This is a genomic window from Pedobacter sp. L105 (assembly GCF_009765875.1).
Lineage (GTDB): Bacteria > Bacteroidota > Bacteroidia > Sphingobacteriales > Sphingobacteriaceae > Pedobacter.
Map to the genome: position 1 here is coordinate 41,200 of NZ_LMUP01000016.1, position 23,805 is coordinate 65,004.

A 23,805-nucleotide genomic window follows, 5' to 3' on the forward strand; every position below is an offset into this window, starting at 1 on the left:
TTTAAAAATTGGTAAAAATGCCAAGGGTGTAAGTTGGTGTGATGTATGATTTCTGGAAACTGCCAGTAGCAATGCTATAGTTGTATTTATTAAAAGCTGTAGTCCATAAATTAGTACCCTGGCATTTAATTTCGAAATGTTTAAATCCAAGGTTCTTAATAAACTGAGTTTTGTCTAAACTATAAGAAAGTGTTACATCACCTAGGGTGATATAGTTACCATTGACAACGTATTTATCGGAGTAATTGTAAGCATTAACTGCATTGGTGCTTGGGTCAGAAAAAGCCGCCAGGCTCATAATGTCTGTTGTATTCTCATCGCCCGGTTTCTTCCAGTAATTGCCGGATCCGGCCAGTGGTCTAATTGCGGATGGATCGTCCCTGGGTATCCTCACCTTAAATCCTCCGTAGTAATTGATGAGGCAGTAAACGTAGAAATTACCAAAATCCACCCGGTTACTTAGGCCAACATTCAAAGTAGGTATAGAAGATCCTACATAATAGGTAGCACCTGAGGCTTCGTTTGATATAATTGCGTTTGCGGTAGAGGTTTCTGTCCGGTACACCTTACCATTTTTATCTTTTATCTGAGGGTAACCAGCATCGTCAAGCCCTCCATCGCGATAAGCAAACATAGCCCCTACAGGATAGCCTTTAACATATCCTAATGAATTTAACGATTCTGGATTGTAGCTGGTTGTTTGGTAAACATCCAATACATTACTGCTGTTGTGCGCAAGTATCAGACCGGTATTCCAGTTGAAGTCCTTCTTTGCTATCCAATCTGAATGAAGGCTAAACTCTAAACCCTTATTATTAATGGTGGCGTTGTTGATGATGGAAGGACTAAGCCCGATGGTAGGATCGATCAATGAGTTACCCATTAAATCGGTGCTTTTTTTGATATAATAATCCACACTTCCGGTAATATTTTTGAAAAGATGATAATCTAATCCACCGTTTAAATTCTGCGTCTGTTCCCAGCGCAAACTGCTGTTCGCATAAGAAAGCGATTTTAGGGCAGTACTGCTTGGTGACGTATATGGATTTAAAGCATACGTTGCTATTGCCTGGGGAAGAGATAACTTTGCTACATTACCATTGAAACCATATGCCGCACGGAGCTTGAGCTGCTTAACCCAGTCTACAAACTGCATAAAGCTTTCTTTGTCAATATTCCAGGCAGATCCAACTGACCAAAGGGGTTTATATTTATACTTAGGGTTGGTTCCAAAAAGGTTAGACTGATCTATACGAACGCTACCAGTAAGGGAGTATGTATCTTTAAAAGCATACACCATATTGGCATAGGCCGATACATATCTATCTTCTGTATATGACTGATTAAATAAACTGCTGTAGCTATTTTGAAAAGGAGAGCTGCCAATATAGGAGCCTCTTGTGGTTCCATTTACTATACTTGCATAGTCTACTGGCTGCTGCAATAATGTTTCATCGCTATAACCGAAGTAAGACGCCAGATTACTTTTACTTGTAACATCTCTCACTTCTGTTCCCAGGATACCATTAAAAGAATGTTGACCTATCCTTTTATTATAATTTAATTGTGCACGGGTAGTATAACTGGATGTATTATCTTCTTCCTGGCTCAGATAACCGCCCTGGGGAATATTATATTTAAGCGTTCCATCTGTATTTAAGGTAATATATTGGTTAACATACTGCTTTGCTACCGAAGATTCTGCTGAAGCGTAGTTCCGTAAATCAGATCTTGATGTTTCATATATCCCTCCAAATGTAAGACCAAACCCGTCACCAATAGCATAATTAAAATTTGCAGTGATGCGGTTATTAACGGTACGCGTTTTATCACTTACCTCATTCACATCTGTAAGCGGATAATAAAGATTATCTCCCAAACCTTTAGACATCAGTAGATTGTTATAATAAGGGTTGATTCCAGATCCTAATGAAACAGCATCAGCATTTCCGTTTACATCCTGCAAATGCTCATAAGGGTATAATGAATATATACTCGGTACAGGTGCGGCGTTAAAACGTTGCTCCTGGTAATCTGTCGTTAACTCCAAGGAGAGCTTTTTAGATAATTTTATCGTGCTGCGGGCAGACAGCGATATCTTGTTGTTATCGTTGTTTATTTGTTCCGAACGGTTTCCGGTATAATTGCCGGTGATATAATACAGGGCATTATCATTTCCTCCCGAAACATTTAAATTATAGTTTTGTGTAACTGCCGATCGCAGGAACAACCTGCTATAATCTTTGCTGTTATCATAATTCTGCAATGCAGCATAAGACTCAGCAGCCTGGTCGGGGGTAATAATTTTGGCTGCCGACTGAGCCAAAAGATAGTATACCGGAGAAAACGAACCTTCATATACACTACCTACTGTTGTTAAGAGGCCCCATCTGGCTGCATCTATACTTTTCGAAAAAATACTTTTCTGATAGTCCATCACAATAGATGAGGCATCATCTGCCGTTCTGTAGCGGCTATAATCCTCTTTGGGAGTAATACTGGTAGTTGTTCTAAAAGCAAAACGGGGCCTTCCTGCCACAGCTTGTTTTCTTTCAATTACGATTACCCCATTAGATGCCCTTACACCATATACCGTAGCCGCCGCTGCATCTTTGAGAATAGTTACCGATTTAATATCATTGGGGTCAATCATATCCAGTGTAAGCTCAGTAGGATATCCGTCAACTACAATTAAGGGACTCTGATTTGCCGACATGGTGGAGATACCGCGTATATTAAATAAACTACGGGAAGTAGATCCACTGCTCCCGGGTGTAGTACTGGTAAATGATACATCATTGTTGATCACAAGCCCCGGCATTCTGTTTACCAATCCATCCAGAAAATTATTGCTGATGCTGGACTCATATTCTTTGTTACTGAGCTGAGATACAGCACCTGTGCTTTGTTCCGGCCGTATACGCTGGTAACCAGTATTAACAGTTATCCCCACTTCCTCCAAGCTTGCCACTGCAACCTCCATTTGGATTGTTCCAATGTCTATTGAGGACTTGATCTCTTTTGTTTTATACCCCGTAAATTTGATCACCAGAACCGCATTTTCTTCAACGTTTTTTATTAAAAACGAGCCATCTATAGCGGTTCTGATACCCTGTGACATGCCTTTAATCATCACAGTAGCACCTGATAGCGGCTCGCCGGTCGCTGAATCTGTAACGCGCCCTTTTACGTCAATCGGAATAGCTAAAAAATTACTGATCTTTTCAAATACAGTTTTTTGTTTTGGAAAAACAGCAATCGATTTGTCTTCGATAGTAAAATCTAATGGCTGTCCTTCAAAAATCTGTTTAAGTACATCATTTAAATCTGCATTTTTTACCGTAATATTTACAGGTTTAGCTCCTTGTATCATACTGCCGGCAACAAAAAAACCATATCCTGTTTGTTGCGTGATTTTTTTAAAGATTTTAGCTATCGGGGTGTTTTTTTCAGATAATGATACTTTTTGTGCGTAGGTGTTTGCGCTTACCTGCATTATTGACGCTATTAAAATAATAGTTGTTAATCGCATGACTTGTAGGAGTTTGTGTAGGTGCCGATGGCGCACACCGAGTTTCTTAGTATAATTTTTATACATTTGTTTGTCTGGTTTAATTAAGTTGATAGGGTCACAAATTTTATTGGCGGATCCAGATATCGGCCAGATGTGTGCAACCACATCTGGCTTCTTTTTTAGATCATAACGTAAGTAGATTTACTTAATCATAATCCTCCTTCCCTCTACTGTAAAATGAATTGATTTCGAAGATTGAATAATTTTCATCACCTGGCTCAGGTTCCATGACCTTGGTATCCGACCTGTGAAGGTTTCGTTCGTAACCGGCCCTTCAAACTGTATATCAACATCATACCACCGTGAAAGCTGGCGCATGATGGATTTAATATCACTATCCGTAAAGTCAAAATAGCCATCTTTCCAAGCTGTGATCTCATCAATATCAACGCTTTTTGTACCGATCTTCGAATGGCTAACGGTGGCCTGCTGCCCGGGTTTAATTATTTCTTCTTCGCTGCTGGTGTTAATCTTAACAGAGCCTTGCAATAAAGTAGTTTTGATATCAGGCTCATTATTGTACGCATTGATATTAAAATGAGTACCAAGTACTTCAACTGTTTGGCCATTACTAGTTACCCTAAAAGGTTTGGCGGGGTTATGCATCACCTCGAAATAAACTTCTCCAGTTATTTCAACGCGCCTATCTTTACCAATGAATGCTGTAGGGTACTTGATTGAGGAAGCAGCATTTAGCCAAACGCCAGTTCCGTCTGACAGAATTAAGCGGTATTGTCCACCTTGAGGGGTAGACATGGTATTATATACTATTGCCGAATTGTCTGATTTTCCAGAATTATAAATAATCTGTCCTTCGGCAGTCTTATTAATTTTAGTATTTCCCTGCAAAGCTAATTGGCCATTTCTGGCTCCCGTCACCAAAATTTTCTTCCCATCGCCTAAAGTCAGAATCGCTTTATTGCTTCCAGGTTCAAAATCATCGGGGGCAAATGCCTCCTGGTTTTGATGCTGTTTGTTATTACTACGGTAAAAATAAAACCCAAACCCTAAAAAAAGTAAGATGGAAGCTGCCGTGACCACACGGGCCCATGGGTAAGAACTGCGGGTATGAACTTTATGGGCTTTTATATTTTTCCACATTTCAGATTTCACCCGGAGGTAATCTTCGTCTTCAGGGTTTTGCCATTCAATGGCCGACTGTTCAGCATACCAGTTTTCCAGTAATTTAACCTCTTCTGGTGAAGCGGTACCATCATTGTATTTTTCTAAAAGAAGTTTTGCCTGCTTTTTATCCATATCAATAAATCAATCTTTACTATTGATTTATAAGTAATACCCATAAGTAGTATCAAGGTAGTACGCGGATTTAAAATAAATTTAACCTTACTTTAACAGTAAACTTACAGAATTGATAGAGGTTGGGTTTATTTCTCTAATAATAAGGCCATAATAAGTACCGAAGGTGCATAGGGCCTAACTTTGAGACGAAGAATGGTTAAGGCTTTATTGATTTGTTTTTTTACTGTTTTATCCGAAATGCCTAATGCCCCGGCAATCTGCATATGGGTCATGTTTTGCTTACGGCTCATTTCAAATACCTGCCTCATTTTTTCAGGCAACAGATCAATTTCCTTATTCAGGATACGGCTGAGTTCCCGTTCATCAATCAAGGGCAATGAGGCGGTGTTTATTTCTGTAGCATATTTTACAATGGCACTCACATAATCATTTCTCACTTTACCTTTTTGTATCAGTTTAAACACACGATTTCTCGCTGCTACATACAAATAACCAGCCAGGTTAGCATCTTCTTTGATGTTCTCAGATTTGTTCCAGAGATTTATAAACAGTTCCTGAACAATATCCTGGGAAGATTCCCGATCACGCAACATTTGGTTAACCTGATAGAATACTGGAATAGCATATCTGTTGTAAATTTCGGTAAAAGCAGCTTCGTCACCTTCTTTTAAAAAATTAACAAGCTCCTGATCCAAATGATTGCGATATGCTGACATTGACTTATTTAAACCCGAATGTAAGTATTTTTATCAGCAATAATAGTTTGCTTTTTATGTTTTATGCAGAATTTCGAGTAGAATTCAGCAACATTTCACCTCTGTTACTGATCTCGCCTTTAATAATCTTTTATTCGTTTCGATATCCATCATTTTTCTTATCTAAAATGAAAAGAAAATATTAATGGAATACATAAGAGTTATTAAAAACACGTGTAATGTGCGGAAATATACAAGAAAAGCTATATTCATTTTTTTTTGCAAAATCAGACAAACATTATGTTCACTTGATCGCCACAATCCGATGAACATAATAACGACACCCAGCTTAACGCCCCAACTTCCTTCTTTGAATTAAGGAAGACAGCTTTTTATCCGGGGCTGGCCCGATACACCAGAGATTGTCACATAAAATTTCCTGAAGGAAAGTCTGGGAGAACTTTTGATTTTAAGTTCAAAGAAGGAAAATTGAATTTGTATTAGCAGATCTGATTTAGCTTTACAACCGGGCATTTTTTCAAATCATTCAGATTTCAATTTCTGACTATAGGCCTGGTTCAACAGATCAGCAGTAACCTATTCTGTCCGGATTTTTCCTTTGGCGCACGGTGAAGACAAGGAGGAACCTTACTTTCAGGATGATCAACCGCCAATCTCCACAAATGCCCAAGACCACAGCTCATTGGCTTTGCACCAGGGTTAGCCTGATAGTGCAGATCAAAGAATTGTTCGCTTAAGAATGATTCAAAATCTTCATCTGCTCCATCATATAGCTTTTTGAGTTCAGCGCGTATTTCTGGGATAAGTACTTTCTTTATGCCTTGTGAATTTGGCAATATTTCACTCGAATCGCCATAGTAAGTGCACAAAAACGTATCGGTAGGTACAGGAGACCGATCTACATGAAAAGAATAAACATCGGTAGGAAAAAACGGGTAGGTATCATCCTGATCATAGTATTTGATCACGTTAAGTATTGGCGATGCGCCATGAGCTTCCAAGACTTTCAAATCATTTAAGAGAATTTCGCGGGCAAGTTGTCCTTGTTCACTCAACTGAAGTTCACGAAGTTCCTCTTGTTCAATTTCCGTTATATTCTCGCTTAGTTCTATCTTTTTAACAATTTCAGAAAAATCACCTATTAGTTTGCGATTCCAGCAGATCGCATTAATTTCTCCGCTAAATGGCGTAGAAATAAGATCTTGAAAATTCGTGACACAATGAATTTGATTCTCAGCGTAAGATAAATCTACCATAATAACAATATAAAATCGTTTGACATCAAAATATGGTAATACTGGCCGGTTAAGCCAGGACAAATATTGATGATAGAACTTTTGACAAAGATAGGAACAAAGCTAAAAGAAAGATATATGGCCGTTTTAATTTTATATCAGGACACATCTCCAATCAAAATCAAAGAAAACGCGCCCTATTCTGCTGTGCTATCATTAAATGAGAGTAGATTCCCGATATAAAAAAAGATCGGCCTCCTGATGCAATACTCCCATAAAGTGTCTAACTGTTGGGGGGCATGGCATCAGGAACACCGGTCTTTCTCATTGTAAATAACAATGGTTAAATGACTCTACGCGCTGATCATACTTTCAACAGATGGAGCCATGGTCACCTGGTCATCCATTTGATAAGTAATCCCGGCAATACTTTGCATAAAAGACTGAATCTCGTCCCATGCCGCCAAAGCCAGCGCCAGGTCGGCAGCCGCCTGGTCAATACTGTCTGCATCAAGCATATTGTCCAGATCAGTAACAATCTGTCCGGCATCACTCTGTAATTTTTGCCAGAACTTAAGAACGATCTGAATATTTGTTTCAGCCGCGCCGCTCTGGGCAACGATAGCAACAAACTGGGCGTTCAGGTTCTGTAACAATCCAACCGTTGAATTGATCAGCCCAATTTCCGTATTCACGTTATTCATATCGGTCTGAATATCTTCCAGGGTCTGCTGGTAGTCGATATCCTTGCCAACAGGCTCCAGCGTAGTCAAAATGGCACTTCCTACACCAAAACCGATTCCAACGATCACTCCTGCAGTTCCAGTAAAAATAACACCTACACCCACACCTACTGCTGCAACAAAGATTCCTTCAGTGATATTAGCCAGGGTATTGAGTGTGATCAGCTTATTACGGTCGTTTACAATATCCTGCAAATTTGCAAGTACAGCATTCAATTGAGCGATCGACTGCTCATCTACATCTTCGGCAGCGGTGATCTGGCTGCAAAGCTGATTGAGGGAGGAGGCATCAGGAGCAATATTACCCTGATACGCTGAAATAGCGTCATCCAGGCTTTTTACCGTTTGCCCGCAGGCCCCTGCTTCTGTGATGAGGCTATTTAGTGCGCTTTTGATATCCTGAAGAATGGCAGGATCGGCCGGCGAAGATTTCAACTGGACAAGATAGCCCTTAATAGCCCTTATCTGCTGCTGAAATAAAGCATTATAACTAATAAATGCCGCAGGAATCAGATTGAGATCTGGAATCACTTCATCAATCCAGACCATTACATCCAGTTTGGCTTTGCTAAATGTTTGAACAAAATCACCATAATTGGCTGGAGGCACCACTAGTGCCGGCAACTGTGTGGTATCAATAGACATGGCATAACTGCAAACCGCATTTGATGCATTGATATAATCCACAACCATTTGCGCCGTATCCTGAGAATTTAAAATAAGATTTTTCATTTGAACACAATTGTCTTTTATCGGTTATGAAGCTATCATCAGCATATTTTTCACCTGTTTTTATGTTTCTTTTTGTATTCAAGAACTCGCAAACTCGGTTCATTACAGTTTTTAAGCCGTGTGCTGATGATAGTTTCATTTTTAATTAAATGCTAAGCAGAAGCCGAAATTGGATTTACATTGCCATTATCAGTGGATGGATTTTGCATACCATACATATGCCATGTACCACCGGCATCCTGCCATGAATAGTTAATGCCCGCCAGTGCACTGGCAAATGCAACGACATCATTCCAGCTGGTTTCAGCATCCTGAAAATCTGTTAACGCCTGCTGATATTGTGCCGCCGCTACATCATTATTCACATCTGTTAATTCTGCCGCTACGTCATTGATCGTTTCATCCATCAGTGTCCACATTTCGGAAATGGTAGTCAGCGCAGTCTGGGCCTGCAAATTGGCAGTATACAGCTGATTAAATTGAGTACTTATACCCTGCAGCTGAATAATATCCTGATTTAAACCAGAGATCTGAGTCTGATCAGAAGTGATCTCGTTCTGCATTGCCTGGATACTTTCTGTTTCTATGACCGTACCGGCAACAGAAGCAGCTGTTCCTGCAACGCCGATAACGATAAGGCCAACTCCTACCGTCTGAGCACCCGGAATCGTGCAGCATACGGCGCCGATAAGTCCTGTAAAGATGGACAGTCCAATACCAATCTCAGAAACAGTAAGTAAGGTTTGGGCAGTAGATATTTCGGAATTTAGCTGAACAATATTAGCATTCAGCGTAACAATGGCCTGCTGATCTGTACCTGCATCTGCTAACGACTCTGATGCGATCTGCGTAAGTGTCTCCGCATCAGTCTGGATATCACTGCTAAATGTTACCAGCTGTGACTGGATGGAAGAAATAGAGGCCACCTGATCCTGAATGATTTGCTGTACAATTGATAAAGCACTCGCCAGGTCTTGTTTAGCCAAGGTATTGGTAGGATCCTGGATCAATGCCTGAAGATAAACTGTGATACTCAATTCCTCCATATTGAAGAGGTTGGCCGCCTGGTTTACAATAGTAGTGGGTAATTGCACAATAGAGACGAAGATGTTCGTAGACCAGTTTAATGCATGCTGTTTGGCCGGGGCAAAATCAGCTGCAAATGTAGCATAATTGGTAGGCGGATAATTCAGGACAGGCAATTGCTGATTGGTGATGGCATAAGCATAACTGTTTACAACAATTAGTGCATTTGCATAATCTGTAAGTTGCTGTGGGGTAGGCTGTGTGGCTACCAGTTTGGCGGTACTTCCCATTTTTTTTGTTTTAGGTAATTAATATATTTGGTTTTAATTGGCTGGATTCAACAGGTCAGATATTTGCTGCAACTGTGATTGCATATTATCCCACCTTGACTTATTCGCTGAAAGATCTGCTGCCACAACTGATGCCGGCTGAGCGGTAATATTGTTTAACCCTGCAAGGCAGGCTTGTATATCTGCACTAAAGCTTTGCCAGAAACCAGCCAGATAACCCGCACCCATCGATGCCTCAGCAGCCATACCTGATGCCTGATCAAACACATCCCATGCATTACTTTCAGTTTGTAACTGTCCCTGTGTCGCACTGATAGTCTTCTCGCATGAATTGATATCACCGCTATTGGGGCAGGTAGCATTTTGCAGGGAATGGATCTGGCCGTACTCAGTTGACAACTCCTGGTTTAGCGTATTGATATTATTCTGGATAATAACCAGTGTATTATTTATTGTTCCTACATCACCAGATATATTACCCTGAAAAGCAACAATAGCAACAGCCAGCGCATTTACCTGTGATTGAAGGCCCTGGAGTATAGCGATCAGTGCATTTGCATAAACAGTGATCTGCTGCTGCAAGGGGGCGGAAATGCCACTCTGGTTTTCCTGATCGACCAGGGAAATAAGCATATCCAGATCGTTGTCTATCTGCACACCACATGTGGCTATTGTTGCAGGCATATTCAGATAAGTAGGATAAATGGTATTATACCAGGTACTGGCATCTGTTTTTACGCCCTCTAATATGGGAGTCAATGTGATATCTGCAACTGATTGAGAAGAGATCCAGGTGCAATAAGATTCGATACCGGACACAGCCTGCGAATAACAATAGTCAAGAGACTGATTGTCAGATAATAACTGTACAAATTGTGATAACATTTTTATATATTTTAAATTAAAATTAAATCAAAGACACGTATAAGTTGTAAAAGACTAATAAATATCAATTCTAATTAAATTAAATTATTAAATCAAATTATTTTTTATCATAGTTATAATAAATAATTTCAATATTAGTAACATTACCGAAGAATAATCGATTTAACAGGACAGAGAAGAAAGAATGTGATATCTAAAAAAAAATGATGTGACCACTCAAAAAAAACCAGGACAATTTAAAAATCATTCCTTTTTCCCCAATTACGACAACAAATTTTTACCACGAATAGTCCAATTTTCGCCAGTTATCGAACTTTTTTAATCATTCCATCTTCCGTTGTTTTGCGGTGTTAAAAACACAATAAAAATGAATAATTATAAAAAAACGATTAGAACGATGTTTAAGGATATATTTGAAAATCCAACATTTGATGAAGCTGCTATCGACGGGTATTTTAGTACTGAATATATTCAGCAGGTAGATGGAAAAATAATTAATTTCGAACAATTCAAACAACACGTCAGGGTCCTGAAGGACAGTATGAAGTCTGTTTCTGCTGAATTTAAAACATTGGTTCAGGAAGATAATATTGTCTTCTCCAATCACCTGATTAGCGGCTTAAATAAAGAAGATCGCTCAGTAGAGGGACAGGTGATTGCGGAATTTACTTTTAAGGATGGTAAAATAATTTCCTGCGATGAATTGACCAGGATGACAAAGGGCGATGAAAAAGATCGGGATTTAGGCTCAAGGCACTAATATCTGTCTTAATTATGCCTTATTCAATGGCCTGTAAAACTTTAATCAGTATTATAGGCCATATTATTTTTAATGCACCAAGACCTGAGATGACAAAATCGATTCATTATCTTCAGGTCAATTTAATTGAGCTCCTCCCCTGCTCCATCAACTTTTCCTATTAAATACCACAATTTACTTTTACACTTCAAAGTTATATTTCGACCGAAAACCCAAAAAGGCTTTTCAGTTTCATTTTGTAAATTCTCCATAAAGCCCGCGATTTCTTTACAATTGTTATTGCCCGTGCAGGACGGCAGCCGGACTTTTGTAAAAAAGAAAGATATGAAAGCTATAAAAGTTATTAGCAAATCGGCTGACATCAACGCATTGGAAATGCAGATTGAAAGTGTCAGCCAACCGGTAGCCGGCAAAGATGAATGCGTAGTCAAAGTACTTTACTCAGGTGTGAACCCTAGTGACGTTGCCGCTGTGCTCGGCAAATTTCCACGTGCCATTTGGCCGCGTTACACAGGTCGTGATTTCGCCGGCGTCATCGTAGACGGTCCTGAAGAAATATTGGGCAAAGAAGTATGGGGAACTGGTGGTGAACTTGGCATCCGCGTTAATGGCAGCCACGCCGCCTACCTGGTAATTCCGTTGCTCGCTGTCAGTGAAAAACCAATAACGATCACCATGCCGGAAGCTGCAGGGATCGGCGTACCATTCGTTACCGCATACGAAGGGCTAAGGAGGGCCGGATTTCCAAAAAGAGGACAGTGGGTACTTATTTTCGGCGTGAACGGTAAAGTTGGACAAGCCGCTACCCAGATCGCTACCCGCCTTGGTGCAAAAGTGATCGGCGTTGAACAGGGAGGCACCGGATACCTTGGGCATTCCAGCTCACCGGTTGTCGTGATCAACGGTAGCGAATCTGGCGTGGCGGAACTCGTCATGGAAATTACAGGTGGTCATGGCGCTGATATCGTATACAATACTGTAGGCAGCCCCTGCTTTGAGGTAGCCAATCGTTGCATGGCACACGGAGGAACGCAGCTCTTTATTGCCGACCGTGCACAAAAAGATGTTCCATTTAACATTTTTTACTTCTACCGCCATCAGCATAATTTCGCAGGAATCGATACGCAGGAATTGGATGTAGTGGATTGTGCGGGCATCCTGGATGAACTGAAATCCGGGTTCCTTGACGGCAGCCTGGTACCATTTGAGGTTAAAGAAGAGCATATTCTTCCTATGGCACAGGCTCATGATGCCTACCGGCGTACCTTTAGCGGCAGTAAAGACAAACTCATCTTAAAGATCCAGGAATAAGATGATCAGGCAAATTTTATCCTGTTGTATATTCGTCTTATTATTTCAAGAGGTCAGCGCCCAAGACCCGAAATTACCTGCCGCAAACCTGGGGTTGTCCAATCTGCAAGATGGTCGCCCTCCAGGTACGGGCCTGTATTTTCAGCAATTTGTCCAGTCTTACACTGCCAACCAGGCCGCGGATGCTGAAGGAAACAAATTGGCAGCCAGTGGAAAATTGAGTACGCTGCTATCCTTATCACAGCTGATCTATATCAGCCCGTTAAAGGTAGCCGGAGGAAACTTTGGATGGACGGTATTAGTCCCCCTGGTGAAAATAACGGCCTACGATCCCGCAGGATTGCCTGTTGGTGCTAACCCTAATTCACTGGGGGACATTGTCACAGGTCCATTTGTCCAGTGGTTCAGCCGGAAAATCGCGGGTATTCCCTTAGACCATCGTTTTGAATTGGATGTGACACTGCCAACCGGTGGCTGGGAAAATAAATATGCGATCAACCCGGGAGCGCACGGCTATTCCATTTCTCCGCATTATACGCTCACTTTGTCTCCGACAAAACACTTTTCAATAAGTATGCGGCAGTACCTGAATTATAATTTTGAGCAGATAGGCACAGACGTGAAAGCAGGGGCTTTTTACAATGCAAACTATTCGCTTGAATACGAACTCCTAACGCGCTTTCGGGTGGAATTTGCCGGTTATTTTCTCCGCCAATTCGCGCAGGACAGCAAAGGTGGTGACAGCCAATACTATCAGAATAGTTATGGGCTGCCAGATACCCGCGAACGAGTGTTCGCTCTCGGACCTGGCTTGGGCTATGTTACTTCAACTGGCCTGTTTCTGGAGGTTAAGAACATGTGGGAAACCGCAGTTCGGAACCGTACACAAGGTTATCGGACAACCCTGGTATTAGCTTATAAATTAAAATAAATTAAGATAAAAACTGGCGGCCATGGCATTTACATCTTTCATTTGGCCGCCTTTTTATTAAAGAACACATGAGAACAACCGATAAATCATCAAAATATAGTAGAAAACTGAATATACAGCTGTTAGAAATCCTTGCGATATCGATATTAATGACAGCCATCATGAGTGGCGGTGTATTGTGTTTCAAACACGGGACAGGCAAGGGCTTTTTTAAGCTCTGGCTAAACGATTTTTTACTTTCCTGCTGCATTGCTATTCCGGCCGGCTACCTGATCGTACCGCTGGTTGCCCTTTGCACAAAGAGGTTCAAGAAGTAGTAGCTATTTGCGTGCGCGGATCCGGCTGAAGGACACCGGCGTAATGCCTAAATAAGATGCAATATAATAATGCGGCACACGCTGCAGAATTTCCGGATGTTCCTGAACCAGCATCCGGTACCGCTGTTCGGGCGATTGCCGGATATAGTCAAGCAAAAGATTTAAATAGTGGAACATACGCCCCTGAATAAACAATTCAAAATGCGTTTTAAATGCCGGAACCGTTTCTTTCAGGATCAGGTAATGTTCTTTGCTTACTGAGTAGTATACACCCTTTTCCAGGGTTTCCACATTAAGCCTGCTCGGCTTGTTTTCTAAAAAGCTTTCCATGGAGCAAACGAAGGTATTTTCAAAGAAAAACTGAACGGTAACATCCTTTTCCAGGTCGTTAAAAAATAGACGTAACGCTCCGCTGGCAACAAAGTACATCCTTTTTGCCACATCGCCTTCCGCTAAAAGCAATGTCTTTGCCGCCAGTTTTTCCTTTTTGAAGAAGCCTTGATATGCCTCCCAATGGTCAATGACTCCCGGAAAATGTGCATTTAGAATATCTTTCAGATCGGTTTCCATGAGATCACGCAATATAGTGATTTCTGACGCATCTCAAACGCACAATGAAATCACGATAAGCTTAAAGCTCTTTGATCTTTATATTACGAAAGCTCACTTTATTTCCATGGTCCTGCAGCAGGATGTGCCCTTTATCTGCTTCGCCATAGTCTTTCCAAACCTTGTGTTTACTCATTTGTACCAGTTTACGGTATTCAGGCGATTTGCGCTCATATTCCAATACCTTTATTCCATTTAACCAATGTTCTACATGGTTATTGGGATAAACGATCACTTTACCCGTATTCCACTCTCCAACTGGTTTTACAGCTCCTGCCTTGTTTGATGTTTTCAGATCATATAGTGAGGCCAGCGTGCGGTCGCCATCACGCCCCAGTTTAGCGTCAGGATGCACCTCATCGTCTAATATCTGATATTCCAGCCCTATGGCAGATGCGCCCGAATTTTCCTTCAGTGTAACAAAATATTTTACACCACTATTAGCGCCCCTGGTAAGTTTAAAATCAAAACTCAGTTCAAATGCCCCATACTGACCAACAGTGACAATATCACCAACATTTTTAGACTCTGCCCCATCGGAGGCCTGTATAGTCATTAAACCATCTGCTATTACCCAGCCATTGGCCTGCTTTGGAAAACTATCCGAATTGGCGCTGCGCCAGCCTTTGCTGGTCCTGCCATCAAACAGTAATTTCCATCCCTCTTTTTTTTCTTTAGCCGTCAGCGAATTTTGCTGTGCATTTGCAGTGAAACTTAAACCAAGTAAAACAAGAGCAAAGATTGATAGTTGATATAGCTTTTTCAGATTCATAGTATTTGTATTTTAAATAATCGTTTTATTTCTTGGCAAAACTGGCCGCCATCGCATTCAGTTGGGCCGGATTTAACGTTTCTGGTCCGTTACTGATTACCACCCGATAGCTGAAGGTAACAGATTCACCTTTTTTTAAAGTTAGGTTTTTAGCCGAAGCACCATTTGTAAATATCTTTTCGCCTAAAGGATTTGCTGCAAACAGACCGTAGCCCCTAGCATGCCAAAAAGTAGGATAATTTGGGTTAAGCGGATGATCAATGATGGCAATGCTCACCGAATCGGCACCGATTTTACCATAGACCTTGCACCAGACACCCCGGGTACCCCAAACTGCATCACCAGTTTTACCCTCGCTGCTAAGGTAATTGCCTGTAGGTATTTTATCATCACCTCCTTTTACAATCGTTACAATGCCCTTACTATCCGTAAATTTCTCATCTTGTGTGCTGGGCATCTGTAATTCATGCGCCAGCCGCAAACCTAACATACCATCTTTTGCATCTTTAAAAACAGCATCCTGAGCCGCCTTTAGTGTAGTTACCCGATCAACTATACGCTGGTTTTTAGTACCGCTAAACTCAAAATAGGTGTTCTCTTCCAATATAACTTCCTTAGCCTGATTGGTCCAATTAGCATGATAGGCTAATACTCCCTTTGTTCCACCCTCCATATCAGTAATCTTGTCGGTGCGGATCCATCCGTATTGCGCTTTCTTATCTGCGGCTATCGCGTAAGAATTATTCCAAAAATCCAGCCCGTTCAAATTTTCAAAGTTTAACCACAAGCCTATGTGATGAGGGTGATCTACAGGATCGTTCGGTTTTGGTTGGAGTGGAAAACCCCGGGTAACCACCGTGCCCCCGGCTGTCATCAGCGGGTAAAGCACGGGCTTTTCCAGCGCATCCTGAAACAGGAACGAAGTAAACAGTTTACCCCCTACCAGTACATCTACCTTTTTCTGTTTGTCATACTTTTTAAAACTAACTGTAGTCTCCTGTGCTAAAGAGGCGGAAGAAAATGCAACTGCTAACGCCACATAACTCAATAGTTTAAGTTTGACCATCGTTATCAGTATTTAAAAATCTTACCATTAGCCATTACCTCCTGAGTTTTTTCGTCAAAAGTTGCTTTTGCGCCGGTATGGGCAGCGGCGGTGGTCATGATGTTAGCAATACTATGGCTATAGCCCGCCTCAACCGGTGCATTTGGCTGTTTGCGGCTGCGTATACATTCCATCCAGTTACGTATGTGATTAGACGTAAGCTGATCGCCGCCTGTATTGGCCGAGGCCACAACCTGTTCGGAATTGTCGAGGCTTATTTCGGGCAGTAAATTGGCATTCATATGCATAGGCGCCGCCATCTTCTCGGTTAAACCGCCTTTAGGCGATATTTTGTTGGTAATCAGGTTCAGCTCGCCGCCATTGGAGTAATAAATTTCGGAAGGCTGATCATCACCATTATGCATCCGTGAACCAAATGTTACCTGAAAGCCCTGCGACAGATCATCAAGCGGCCCGTAATCAAAAGCAGCCAAAATAGTATCCCAGTTACGACGGCCATCTTTCCATTGGTAAATCCCGCCGTTGGCAACCACACTTCGCGGGTGTTTTAAACCTGTAAACCAGTGTACGGTATCAATCTGATGACTCATCCACTGGCCCGGCAAGCCGGATGAATATGGCCAGAACAAGCGGTATTCCAAATATATCCGGGGATCAAATTTCTCATAAGGGCGGTTGATGAGAAAGCGTTTCCAGTCTGTATCCTGCTCTTTTAGTACATTCAGCAACTCGGGACGGCGCCAGCGGCCGGGCTGATTTACGTTCCATGTAAGTTCTACCATAGTTATAGGGCCAAACTTACCAGACTTAATAAACTCATTGGCGGCGTAGTAATTTTTGCCACTCCGGCGCTGTGAACCGATCTGTACAATTTTCTCTGATTCCCTGACTGCCTTCAGCGCAGCTCTATTGTCTTCCATGGTTTCGGCAAAAGGCTTTTCGACATAAGCATCACAGCCCGCCCTTACCGCCTCTATCGTGTGGGAAGCATGCTGAAAATCTGCTGTACTGATAAATACAGCATCTATACTTTTAGTGCTGTACATTTCTTCGTTGTTACGATAGGCCTTAACATCATTCTGCATCTTTTCTTTCCACATCGCAGCACCTTCTTCCCGTCGCCTCTTCCATATATCAGAAACGGCAACAATTTCGAAATTCAGTTCTTTGTAATGGTTCATGAAACTAGGCATGTGTGAATTACGGTGCCTGTCTGAGAAACCAACAACACCTACCCTTACACGGTCGTTGGCTCCAATAATACGTTTATAACTTTTGGCGCTCCAGCTGGTTTTTGGGAGCATTACAGTCAGTCCGGCAATAGATGCCTGCCTGATGAAATTACGACGAGAATTCTCCATTTTTATAATGGTTAGATATTTTTTACAGGATATTTGGTCTACGCCTTCTTTAGGCGCCTTATTCTTAAAGATCGGTAATACTTTTCATTTCAGTGAATATCCAGCATTTTCGTTACTTAGAAATTTCGGCAATTTTAACTAAGGGATTGCCTCAAGGCACATTTGGTTTCATTTGTTAAAACGCATCATGGAATGGATAGATTTGCTGATTTTTGTAATGGCCTAAAACCATATTAACATAATGACGGTTTATCGTTTTTAACTAATTTTGCTCACCAGACTATGTGCGACACGCTAAAAAAATATCTACAAGATTTAGGTTTACCCCTAAGTGAGATCGTTGAAGTGGTTTCGCATTTCAGGCCCTTAACATTAAATACCGGCGATCACTTCTTAGAGCAAGGAAAAATTTCCAATTCCATTGCCTTTATCACTGAAGGCATCTTGAGAATATATCATATGGATGAAAAGGCAAAAGATATCACCAGTTATTTTTTAAATGAGAATAGATTATGTCCGCTGGCTGCCCTTACAAAACAACCTTCAGCATACAGTTTCCAGGCAATTACCCCTTGCCAGTTATTAGTAATCAAATTAACCGATTTTGACAAATTACTTGAACAGCTTCCAACCTTAGGTAAAATACTAAACAAAGTGATCAAGGAGGCTTTGATAGAAAAAAGTAACCCTCAAAACAATTATAAAACAGGTAACTCCAAAAAAAGATATGAAGAATTTTTGTTGCAACATAAAGATTTTGCATATCGTGTGCCGCTGCAATATATCGCATCTTATATTGGCGTAACCAAGCAGTCCTTAAGCCGGATTAGACGGCAACCTGCAAAATAATTTGTTACCAATTGGTAACCAGCTTCAATGAACAGAGGTATAACTTTGCTGCATGAAATCAGATTTGATATCCGAATACTCGTTTGTTTTTGCACATCAGTAACTCCTGGAAATCGGGTTGCTTTGCAAACAGAATTAGTTTGACAGGGAATTGCCGGATTGGAAGAAATTGAATCGAAACCAGAGGTCTAAACTCTTTCTAAATGATTATAAATGATAATTTTCTGAAAAGTAAATGCTATTAAATTTTCAATATGTCTGCTGAAACACCTCAATTAAACCACTCTGATAATAAAAATAACGACACCGTACCGAAAAATGAAGCCGCATGGTTGCTTGCACAGCATGGACTTCTAGAAGTAAAGGAAGCTCCTTTTACCAAACCTGGAGCGGGTGAAATTCTAGTCAGGAACCATGCGGTTGCAGTGAACCCAATCGACTGGATGATCCCCTATCTTGGGAAACGACTATTTCCCTGGATAAAATATCCCTTCGTTCTCGGCTTTGACCTGGCGGGAAAAGTAGTCGCTATAGGAAAGGGAGTGACCAATGTAAAAGTCGGCGACCGTGTTCTGGCCCTGGCTGGCGGGTCAGTGAAGCAGCGGAACCGGGCGGCAGAAGGTGCATTTCAAACCTATCCTATTGTATTATCACATCTCACTACAGTCCTCCCCGACCATCTTTCTTACGTCGACGCAGCGGTAATCCCCCTTGGCTTGTCAACTGCGGCTTGCGGCCTGTTTCAAAAAGATGCGCTCGCCCTGAACTTGCCAACTATAGATACGAAGCCGCTCAACCAATGGGTGGTCATTTCGGGAGGAGCTACCAGCGTAGGTTGCAACGCGATCCAATTAGCGGTGGCTGCAGGCTACAGCGTGGTGACCACTGCATCACCCAAAAACTTTAACTATGTACGATCGCTGGGTGCAGCTATCGTGTTCGATTACAATAGTAAAGAAATTGTTAATGATATGATTGTGGCACTTGAAGGCAAATATATAGCGGGTGCCCTTTCAATCGGAGCCGGCTCGACTGAGACCTGCATAGATGTGCTTGCGCAATGTGAAGGCAGAAAGTTTGTCGCCAATGTCAGTTCGGCCGTTTCCTTCGATACTATTCCTGAGGGGAGAGGAATCACGTTTCCGGTTATTTTGAAACTTATCCCGAATATTCTGGCATCCAGTATAAAAATCTGGTTGAAGTCGCGCCTTAAAGGAGTCACAGCCAAGTTTTACGACTCCAGTTCAATGGTCGATAACGAGATTGGGAAATATATTTTCCATGATTATCTCGGTAAAGCCCTTTCTACCGGCACTTTCCAGGCAGCACCCAAACCTAAAATCGTGGGCACTTCTCTTCATGACATCCAGGGTGCTTTTGAAATTCAAAGACGGGGTGTATCAGCTGCTAAAGTTGTAGTCGACCTGACATAATTTCAACTTCCTCCAAAGCTGCAGTATTCGAGATAAATTGAAAATACTGCGGCTAATAAAGTTTAGGGAATAGCGTTATTTCTTAGTAAAATTAACAAACAATTCTTTCCTTGTTACAATCCCAAGTGGCCGCCAAAACGTTATCCCAACTAAAAATTCTGCATTAAAAAAGGAAAACTTGTCCTTACTTTAATTTTCCGGTGATAATTTCAATAACACAGCGCCATGCTTATTAACCTGTATTTGATATTTTCCAGCAAACTCTCCTGCGTTTTGACTTTTCCAAAGATCCCTTACAGCAACTTTTCCATTAAAACCAAGCAAAGCAAAATCTACCTGAACATCCTGTTGCTGATCTCCTATATTAAACAGTGCAACATAAACAGCTTTACTATTGGGCACCTGAGAATACCAGGCCAATGAAGTGGCTGTTTTAAACAATTGCCTCGGATTTATTCCATGCTGATTAACGGCTAATACTTCATCGTTGGTAAACAGCTTAAGCTCCTGCTCCCTATTCTCCGGTAAATTTCCACCGAGCATAAGCGGTGAGCGAAAGATGCTCCAAAAAGTCATGTGGGTATATTCTTCATCAACAGTAAAACGGCTGTAACGTTCCACTCCTACAGGCCCGCGTTTGGAGAGCTTACCAATCTGGATCATATCACAATCCGGCCAGTGACCTGGCCCGCCAATACCTTCCCATTGTTTAGCATAATCGAACATCTGTAATATTTCCTTCCAGTTGTCCCAAAAGTCATCGGCAACACGCCACATGTTAGCATTTATTTTTAAATGAACTGCCTTTTCTACCGGCGTTGCACCCGGCGATGTACTCAACACAATTGGCCTTCCGGATGATTGAATAGCCTTATGATAACCCTCCACCTCAGCGGCGCTATAGGGCCTTGAAAGGTCGTCCACTTTAATAAAATCAACTCCCCATTCAGCATACAGTTTCAGTAAGGAATTTAAATATTCCTGTGCACCAGGACGCTCCATATTTAATCCATACATGTGATTCATCCATGGACACTTAGAAGTCGTATCGGCAATCATATCAGCAGTGATGCCCTTTGTACCCAATACAGGTGATTTTGCCCAAACTGCTTGCCGGGGAATACCGCGCATAACGTGGATACCAAACTTTAAACCCAGTGAATGTACATAATCAGCCAGCGGCTTAAACCCTTTACCGCCAAATGCTGAAGGGAATTTTGTTGGCTGGGGCGTCAGGCGTCCCCATTTATCCATCGTTAACCAGGGAACAAAAGAACCATCCTGCAGATTTTTTTGAAAGGGGTTACCAATATTACTGCCGGGAGGATTATCATACGACCATAAAAAATCAACTACCACATATTGCCAGCCATGTTGTTTCAGGTTTTTCGCCATATATAGCGCATTCGCCTTTACTTCATCTTCATGCACGGCCGAGCCGAAACAATTATAGCTGTTCCAGCCCATCGGCGGGGATAATGCCAGGGTTTGGCTTTGTGCATTTACTTTACTGACCAACCCCAAAAAGACGATAGCGATTAAAATGGATTTTAGTTTCATAAGGATTTTACCGGTTTAATTCCCTGATGGGTAGGTATAACTTCTTTAATACTTCCATCTTCATTAAATTCGAGTTTATCTATGCACACCTCCCTGTTATAACCTGCGGCGTCACCCATAGTAATACCTTTAGGGTAATTAAACCGGTGGTAAACAATATACCATTCGTCTTTACCCGGAAGCTGGATAACTGAATTATGCCCGGTTCCATAAATACCGGCCTTTACATTTTTTGCGATCACCACATTATTTTTTGGTACACTGATCACACCAAGCGGTGAGTCGGAGGTTCCATAATGAACTGTATAATCCGGGCTTCTGGTGTCATTTTGCGACCACATGAAATAGTACACACCCTTTCTGTAAATTACATAGGTGCCTTCATTGTAATGATCATGAGGGGTAAGCAGTTTTGTTGTACCTGGCTTTAAGGAAATCATATCCTCATTTAGTTCTGCCCCGGCCATATAACTATTTCCCCAGTACAGGTAATTTTTCCCTGTTTTAGGATCACTAAAAACATCAGCATCTATCTGCTGTCCGCCCTTAACGCCCGCAGGCAAACTATCCAGCAGGGCTTTGCCCGAATCAACAAATGGGCCGGCAGGATCATTTGACGTAGCTACCCCTATTTTCTGACCCGCAGCGAAATAATAAAAATATTGATAACTACCGTTAACCTTTTTCTCTATGATACAGGGTGCCCAGGCATTTTTCTTTGCCCAGCTCACATCTTTGGGCAGATCAAGTATTACGCCTTCATCCTTCCAGCTCACCAGGTCGGTAGAAGAAAATGCTTTAAAATAATTACCCGACCAGTGATCAAATCCATCACTCGTAGGATACAGATAAAACTTCCCGGTCTTTTGCGCATATAAGATTTCAGGATCTGCATAATAACCTTCAATCACCGGATTATGATTTTCCGCTGCAGTCACCTCATAAGTTTGTGTTTTTTGACCCTTGATGGTTACCGTATATTTTATCGGCCCCCTGCTGAAATCCTGCACCCCGGAAGGGATAACTTTTATACCGGGAAAAATGGCAAAACCCGGATCAAAAGCATTTAGCTTAGTTCCTGGCAATACAGGTAAAACGAGCTTATTACTTGCGGAATCTAAAACGATATTGATTTTTTTAACCTGTTTCGACTGTGCAGATAAGAGCACCTCATCAGTACTCATCCATTGGGCAGTCAGTGCTGCAGCTTCCTGAGCTGTGATGGGCATTACCGTACCATGCCTTGGATGAAAATTCATAGTTACCTCATCGTCAATTGCAGTAAAATGTTCCAGGTCTTTGCTTCTCGTAAACTGATACTTACCTTCCGTATAACGGTCGTACATTAAGATATAACTATCACTGTTGTTCAATTTAAAAGTACCCGATCCTTCTACAGGCGATTCGGTTTGCTGTACATATCTATCGATCAGCACATAACCTTTGGTTAGCTGATCAGACACCGCTATTTTGATCCCCAATCCCGAACCTTCTGTTTTGAAAAATAAATGATATTTACCGTCTTTATAAACAATATCCCCATCTATACAAGAGCCATGATCTGGTTTATAGAAGAGCTGTTTAGGCGTAGTTTCCAATCCCGAAAAATCTTTATTGGCGTAGGCATAATAAATCTTATCCGGTTCTGTCCCTTTACGCATGGACCAATAGATCATATATTTTTTTTGCTGAGGATCGTAAATGGTTTGTGGTGCCCATACCCTGTTTACACCAGTAAACTCTTTAAACAGAGCAGGGATAACAACAGCATGTGAAACCCAGTGAACAAGATCCTTTGATTTCATTAATACCATAGCAGAATCTGGCCCCCATCCGTATTTTTCGGTGTTCATATCAGTAGCTACCATATAAAAAGTTTTGTCGCCCGTACCACGCAAGATATGCGGGTCTCTTACACCACCAGTAGTACTGCCTGTTGAAGGATCTAAAACCGGCCGATTATCATTTAACGCCCTGTAATGATAACCATCATTACTCAACGCAAAGCGAATAGCTTCACCCCCTTTTCCAGAAGTAAAATAAGTAAACAGGTAAGCTGAATATTGATCAGTCTGCGGGTTCTTCATTCCCTGCCCCATAACAAGGTTAAAGGAACATATACTGATGAGGAAACAAATAAAAACCTTTAAGCATCCTTGTTTGCACATAAATCGATCTCTTTATTTAGCAGTAATTTTTTAAAAAATCAACTCCATATCACTCAAAAAGCAATGTCTGATGTGAAATTCAATAATTATCCTAAGTTATTATTTTATCTGAATTTTTATTGTCAATGTGACATTTAATTAAGAACATGATTCAGCCCTTCGATTGAAGGTTATGGCAATGGAGAGTTACCATAAGCCATATTGGTT

At 41.4% G+C, this 23,805-nt stretch carries 19 protein-coding genes; 6 read left to right on the top strand and 13 right to left on the bottom strand.

What is annotated here, in order from left to right; translation table 11 throughout:
* Nucleotide 1: 1 nt before the first annotated feature.
* The 7 genes from GSQ84_RS26675 to GSQ84_RS26705 form a co-directional block, all read right to left on the bottom strand.
* Nucleotides 2–3,496 carry a SusC/RagA family TonB-linked outer membrane protein gene (locus tag GSQ84_RS26675; protein WP_254070999.1) on the bottom strand — a complete coding sequence of 1,165 codons (3,495 nt, stop codon included), beginning with the start codon at nucleotides 3,494–3,496 and terminating at the stop codon, nucleotides 2–4.
* A 219-nt stretch (nucleotides 3,497–3,715) separates the two neighbouring features.
* Entirely contained in the window at nucleotides 3,716–4,831 is a 1,116-nt protein-coding gene (locus GSQ84_RS26680) for a FecR family protein (RefSeq protein WP_158800448.1), read from the bottom strand.
* Between the two features lie 128 nt (nucleotides 4,832–4,959).
* Entirely contained in the window at nucleotides 4,960–5,550 is a 591-nt protein-coding gene (locus GSQ84_RS26685; protein WP_158800449.1) for an RNA polymerase sigma factor, read from the bottom strand.
* 557 nt (nucleotides 5,551–6,107) lie between these two features.
* Nucleotides 6,108–6,806, bottom strand: coding sequence for a hypothetical protein (locus GSQ84_RS26690; RefSeq protein ID WP_158800450.1), 699 nt, complete (start codon nucleotides 6,804–6,806; stop codon nucleotides 6,108–6,110).
* Nucleotides 6,807–7,138: 332 nt separating this feature from the next.
* The gene (locus tag GSQ84_RS26695) at nucleotides 7,139–8,260 is read right to left on the bottom strand and encodes a hypothetical protein (protein WP_158800451.1); all 1,122 of its coding nucleotides are present in this window, start codon (nucleotides 8,258–8,260) and stop codon (nucleotides 7,139–7,141) included.
* 152 nt (nucleotides 8,261–8,412) lie between these two features.
* On the bottom strand, nucleotides 8,413–9,576 hold the full coding sequence (locus tag GSQ84_RS26700; RefSeq protein WP_158800452.1) for an HBL/NHE enterotoxin family protein: 1,164 nt from the start codon (nucleotides 9,574–9,576) through the stop codon (nucleotides 8,413–8,415).
* A gap of 33 nt (nucleotides 9,577–9,609) precedes the next feature.
* On the bottom strand, nucleotides 9,610–10,461 hold the full coding sequence (locus GSQ84_RS26705; RefSeq protein WP_158800453.1) for a hypothetical protein: 852 nt from the start codon (nucleotides 10,459–10,461) through the stop codon (nucleotides 9,610–9,612).
* Nucleotides 10,462–10,828: 367 nt separating this feature from the next.
* Between GSQ84_RS26705 and GSQ84_RS26710 the strand changes: the two genes are divergently transcribed.
* From GSQ84_RS26710 to GSQ84_RS26725, 4 genes are all read left to right on the top strand, one after another.
* Complete coding sequence (locus GSQ84_RS26710; protein ID WP_158800454.1) at nucleotides 10,829–11,221, top strand: nuclear transport factor 2 family protein; 393 nt, start codon at nucleotides 10,829–10,831, stop codon at nucleotides 11,219–11,221.
* Nucleotides 11,222–11,506: 285 nt separating this feature from the next.
* Entirely contained in the window at nucleotides 11,507–12,532 is a 1,026-nt protein-coding gene (locus GSQ84_RS26715; protein ID WP_254071005.1) for a zinc-binding alcohol dehydrogenase family protein, read from the top strand.
* Nucleotides 12,533–12,626: 94 nt separating this feature from the next.
* A complete protein-coding gene (locus GSQ84_RS26720; protein ID WP_158800455.1) occupies nucleotides 12,627–13,463 on the top strand; it encodes a transporter in 837 nt (278 codons plus the stop codon).
* Nucleotides 13,464–13,531: 68 nt separating this feature from the next.
* Nucleotides 13,532–13,780 (top strand): DUF2798 domain-containing protein, encoded by a 249-nt coding sequence (locus GSQ84_RS26725; RefSeq protein WP_158800456.1) that lies wholly within the window; start codon nucleotides 13,532–13,534, stop codon nucleotides 13,778–13,780.
* 3 nt (nucleotides 13,781–13,783) lie between these two features.
* Here GSQ84_RS26725 and GSQ84_RS26730 read toward each other — a convergent pair whose 3' ends face one another.
* The 4 genes from GSQ84_RS26730 to GSQ84_RS26745 form a co-directional block, all read right to left on the bottom strand.
* The gene (locus GSQ84_RS26730) at nucleotides 13,784–14,350 is read right to left on the bottom strand and encodes a Crp/Fnr family transcriptional regulator (RefSeq protein WP_158800457.1); all 567 of its coding nucleotides are present in this window, start codon (nucleotides 14,348–14,350) and stop codon (nucleotides 13,784–13,786) included.
* Between the two features lie 61 nt (nucleotides 14,351–14,411).
* The gene (locus tag GSQ84_RS26735; RefSeq protein ID WP_158800458.1) at nucleotides 14,412–15,161 is read right to left on the bottom strand and encodes a DUF1080 domain-containing protein; all 750 of its coding nucleotides are present in this window, start codon (nucleotides 15,159–15,161) and stop codon (nucleotides 14,412–14,414) included.
* Between the two features lie 25 nt (nucleotides 15,162–15,186).
* On the bottom strand, nucleotides 15,187–16,227 hold the full coding sequence (locus GSQ84_RS26740) for a PmoA family protein (RefSeq protein ID WP_158800459.1): 1,041 nt from the start codon (nucleotides 16,225–16,227) through the stop codon (nucleotides 15,187–15,189).
* A gap of 5 nt (nucleotides 16,228–16,232) precedes the next feature.
* A complete protein-coding gene (locus GSQ84_RS26745) occupies nucleotides 16,233–17,588 on the bottom strand; it encodes a Gfo/Idh/MocA family protein (protein ID WP_158800460.1) in 1,356 nt (451 codons plus the stop codon).
* Nucleotides 17,589–17,870: 282 nt separating this feature from the next.
* On the opposite strand from GSQ84_RS26745, the gene GSQ84_RS26750 reads away from it, so the two are divergent.
* On the top strand, nucleotides 17,871–18,437 hold the full coding sequence (locus GSQ84_RS26750; RefSeq protein WP_158800461.1) for a Crp/Fnr family transcriptional regulator: 567 nt from the start codon (nucleotides 17,871–17,873) through the stop codon (nucleotides 18,435–18,437).
* A gap of 254 nt (nucleotides 18,438–18,691) precedes the next feature.
* Complete coding sequence (locus tag GSQ84_RS26755) at nucleotides 18,692–19,870, top strand: zinc-binding alcohol dehydrogenase family protein (protein ID WP_158800462.1); 1,179 nt, start codon at nucleotides 18,692–18,694, stop codon at nucleotides 19,868–19,870.
* A 189-nt stretch (nucleotides 19,871–20,059) separates the two neighbouring features.
* Here the strand turns inward: GSQ84_RS26755 and GSQ84_RS26760 are convergent, their stop codons facing one another.
* Entirely contained in the window at nucleotides 20,060–21,430 is a 1,371-nt protein-coding gene (locus GSQ84_RS26760) for a glycoside hydrolase family 27 protein (RefSeq protein WP_158800463.1), read from the bottom strand.
* A complete protein-coding gene (locus GSQ84_RS26765; RefSeq protein WP_254071000.1) occupies nucleotides 21,427–23,517 on the bottom strand; it encodes a family 43 glycosylhydrolase in 2,091 nt (696 codons plus the stop codon). The genes GSQ84_RS26760 and GSQ84_RS26765 overlap by 4 nt, the downstream gene beginning before the upstream one ends.
* Nucleotides 23,518–23,805 lie beyond the last annotated feature (288 nt).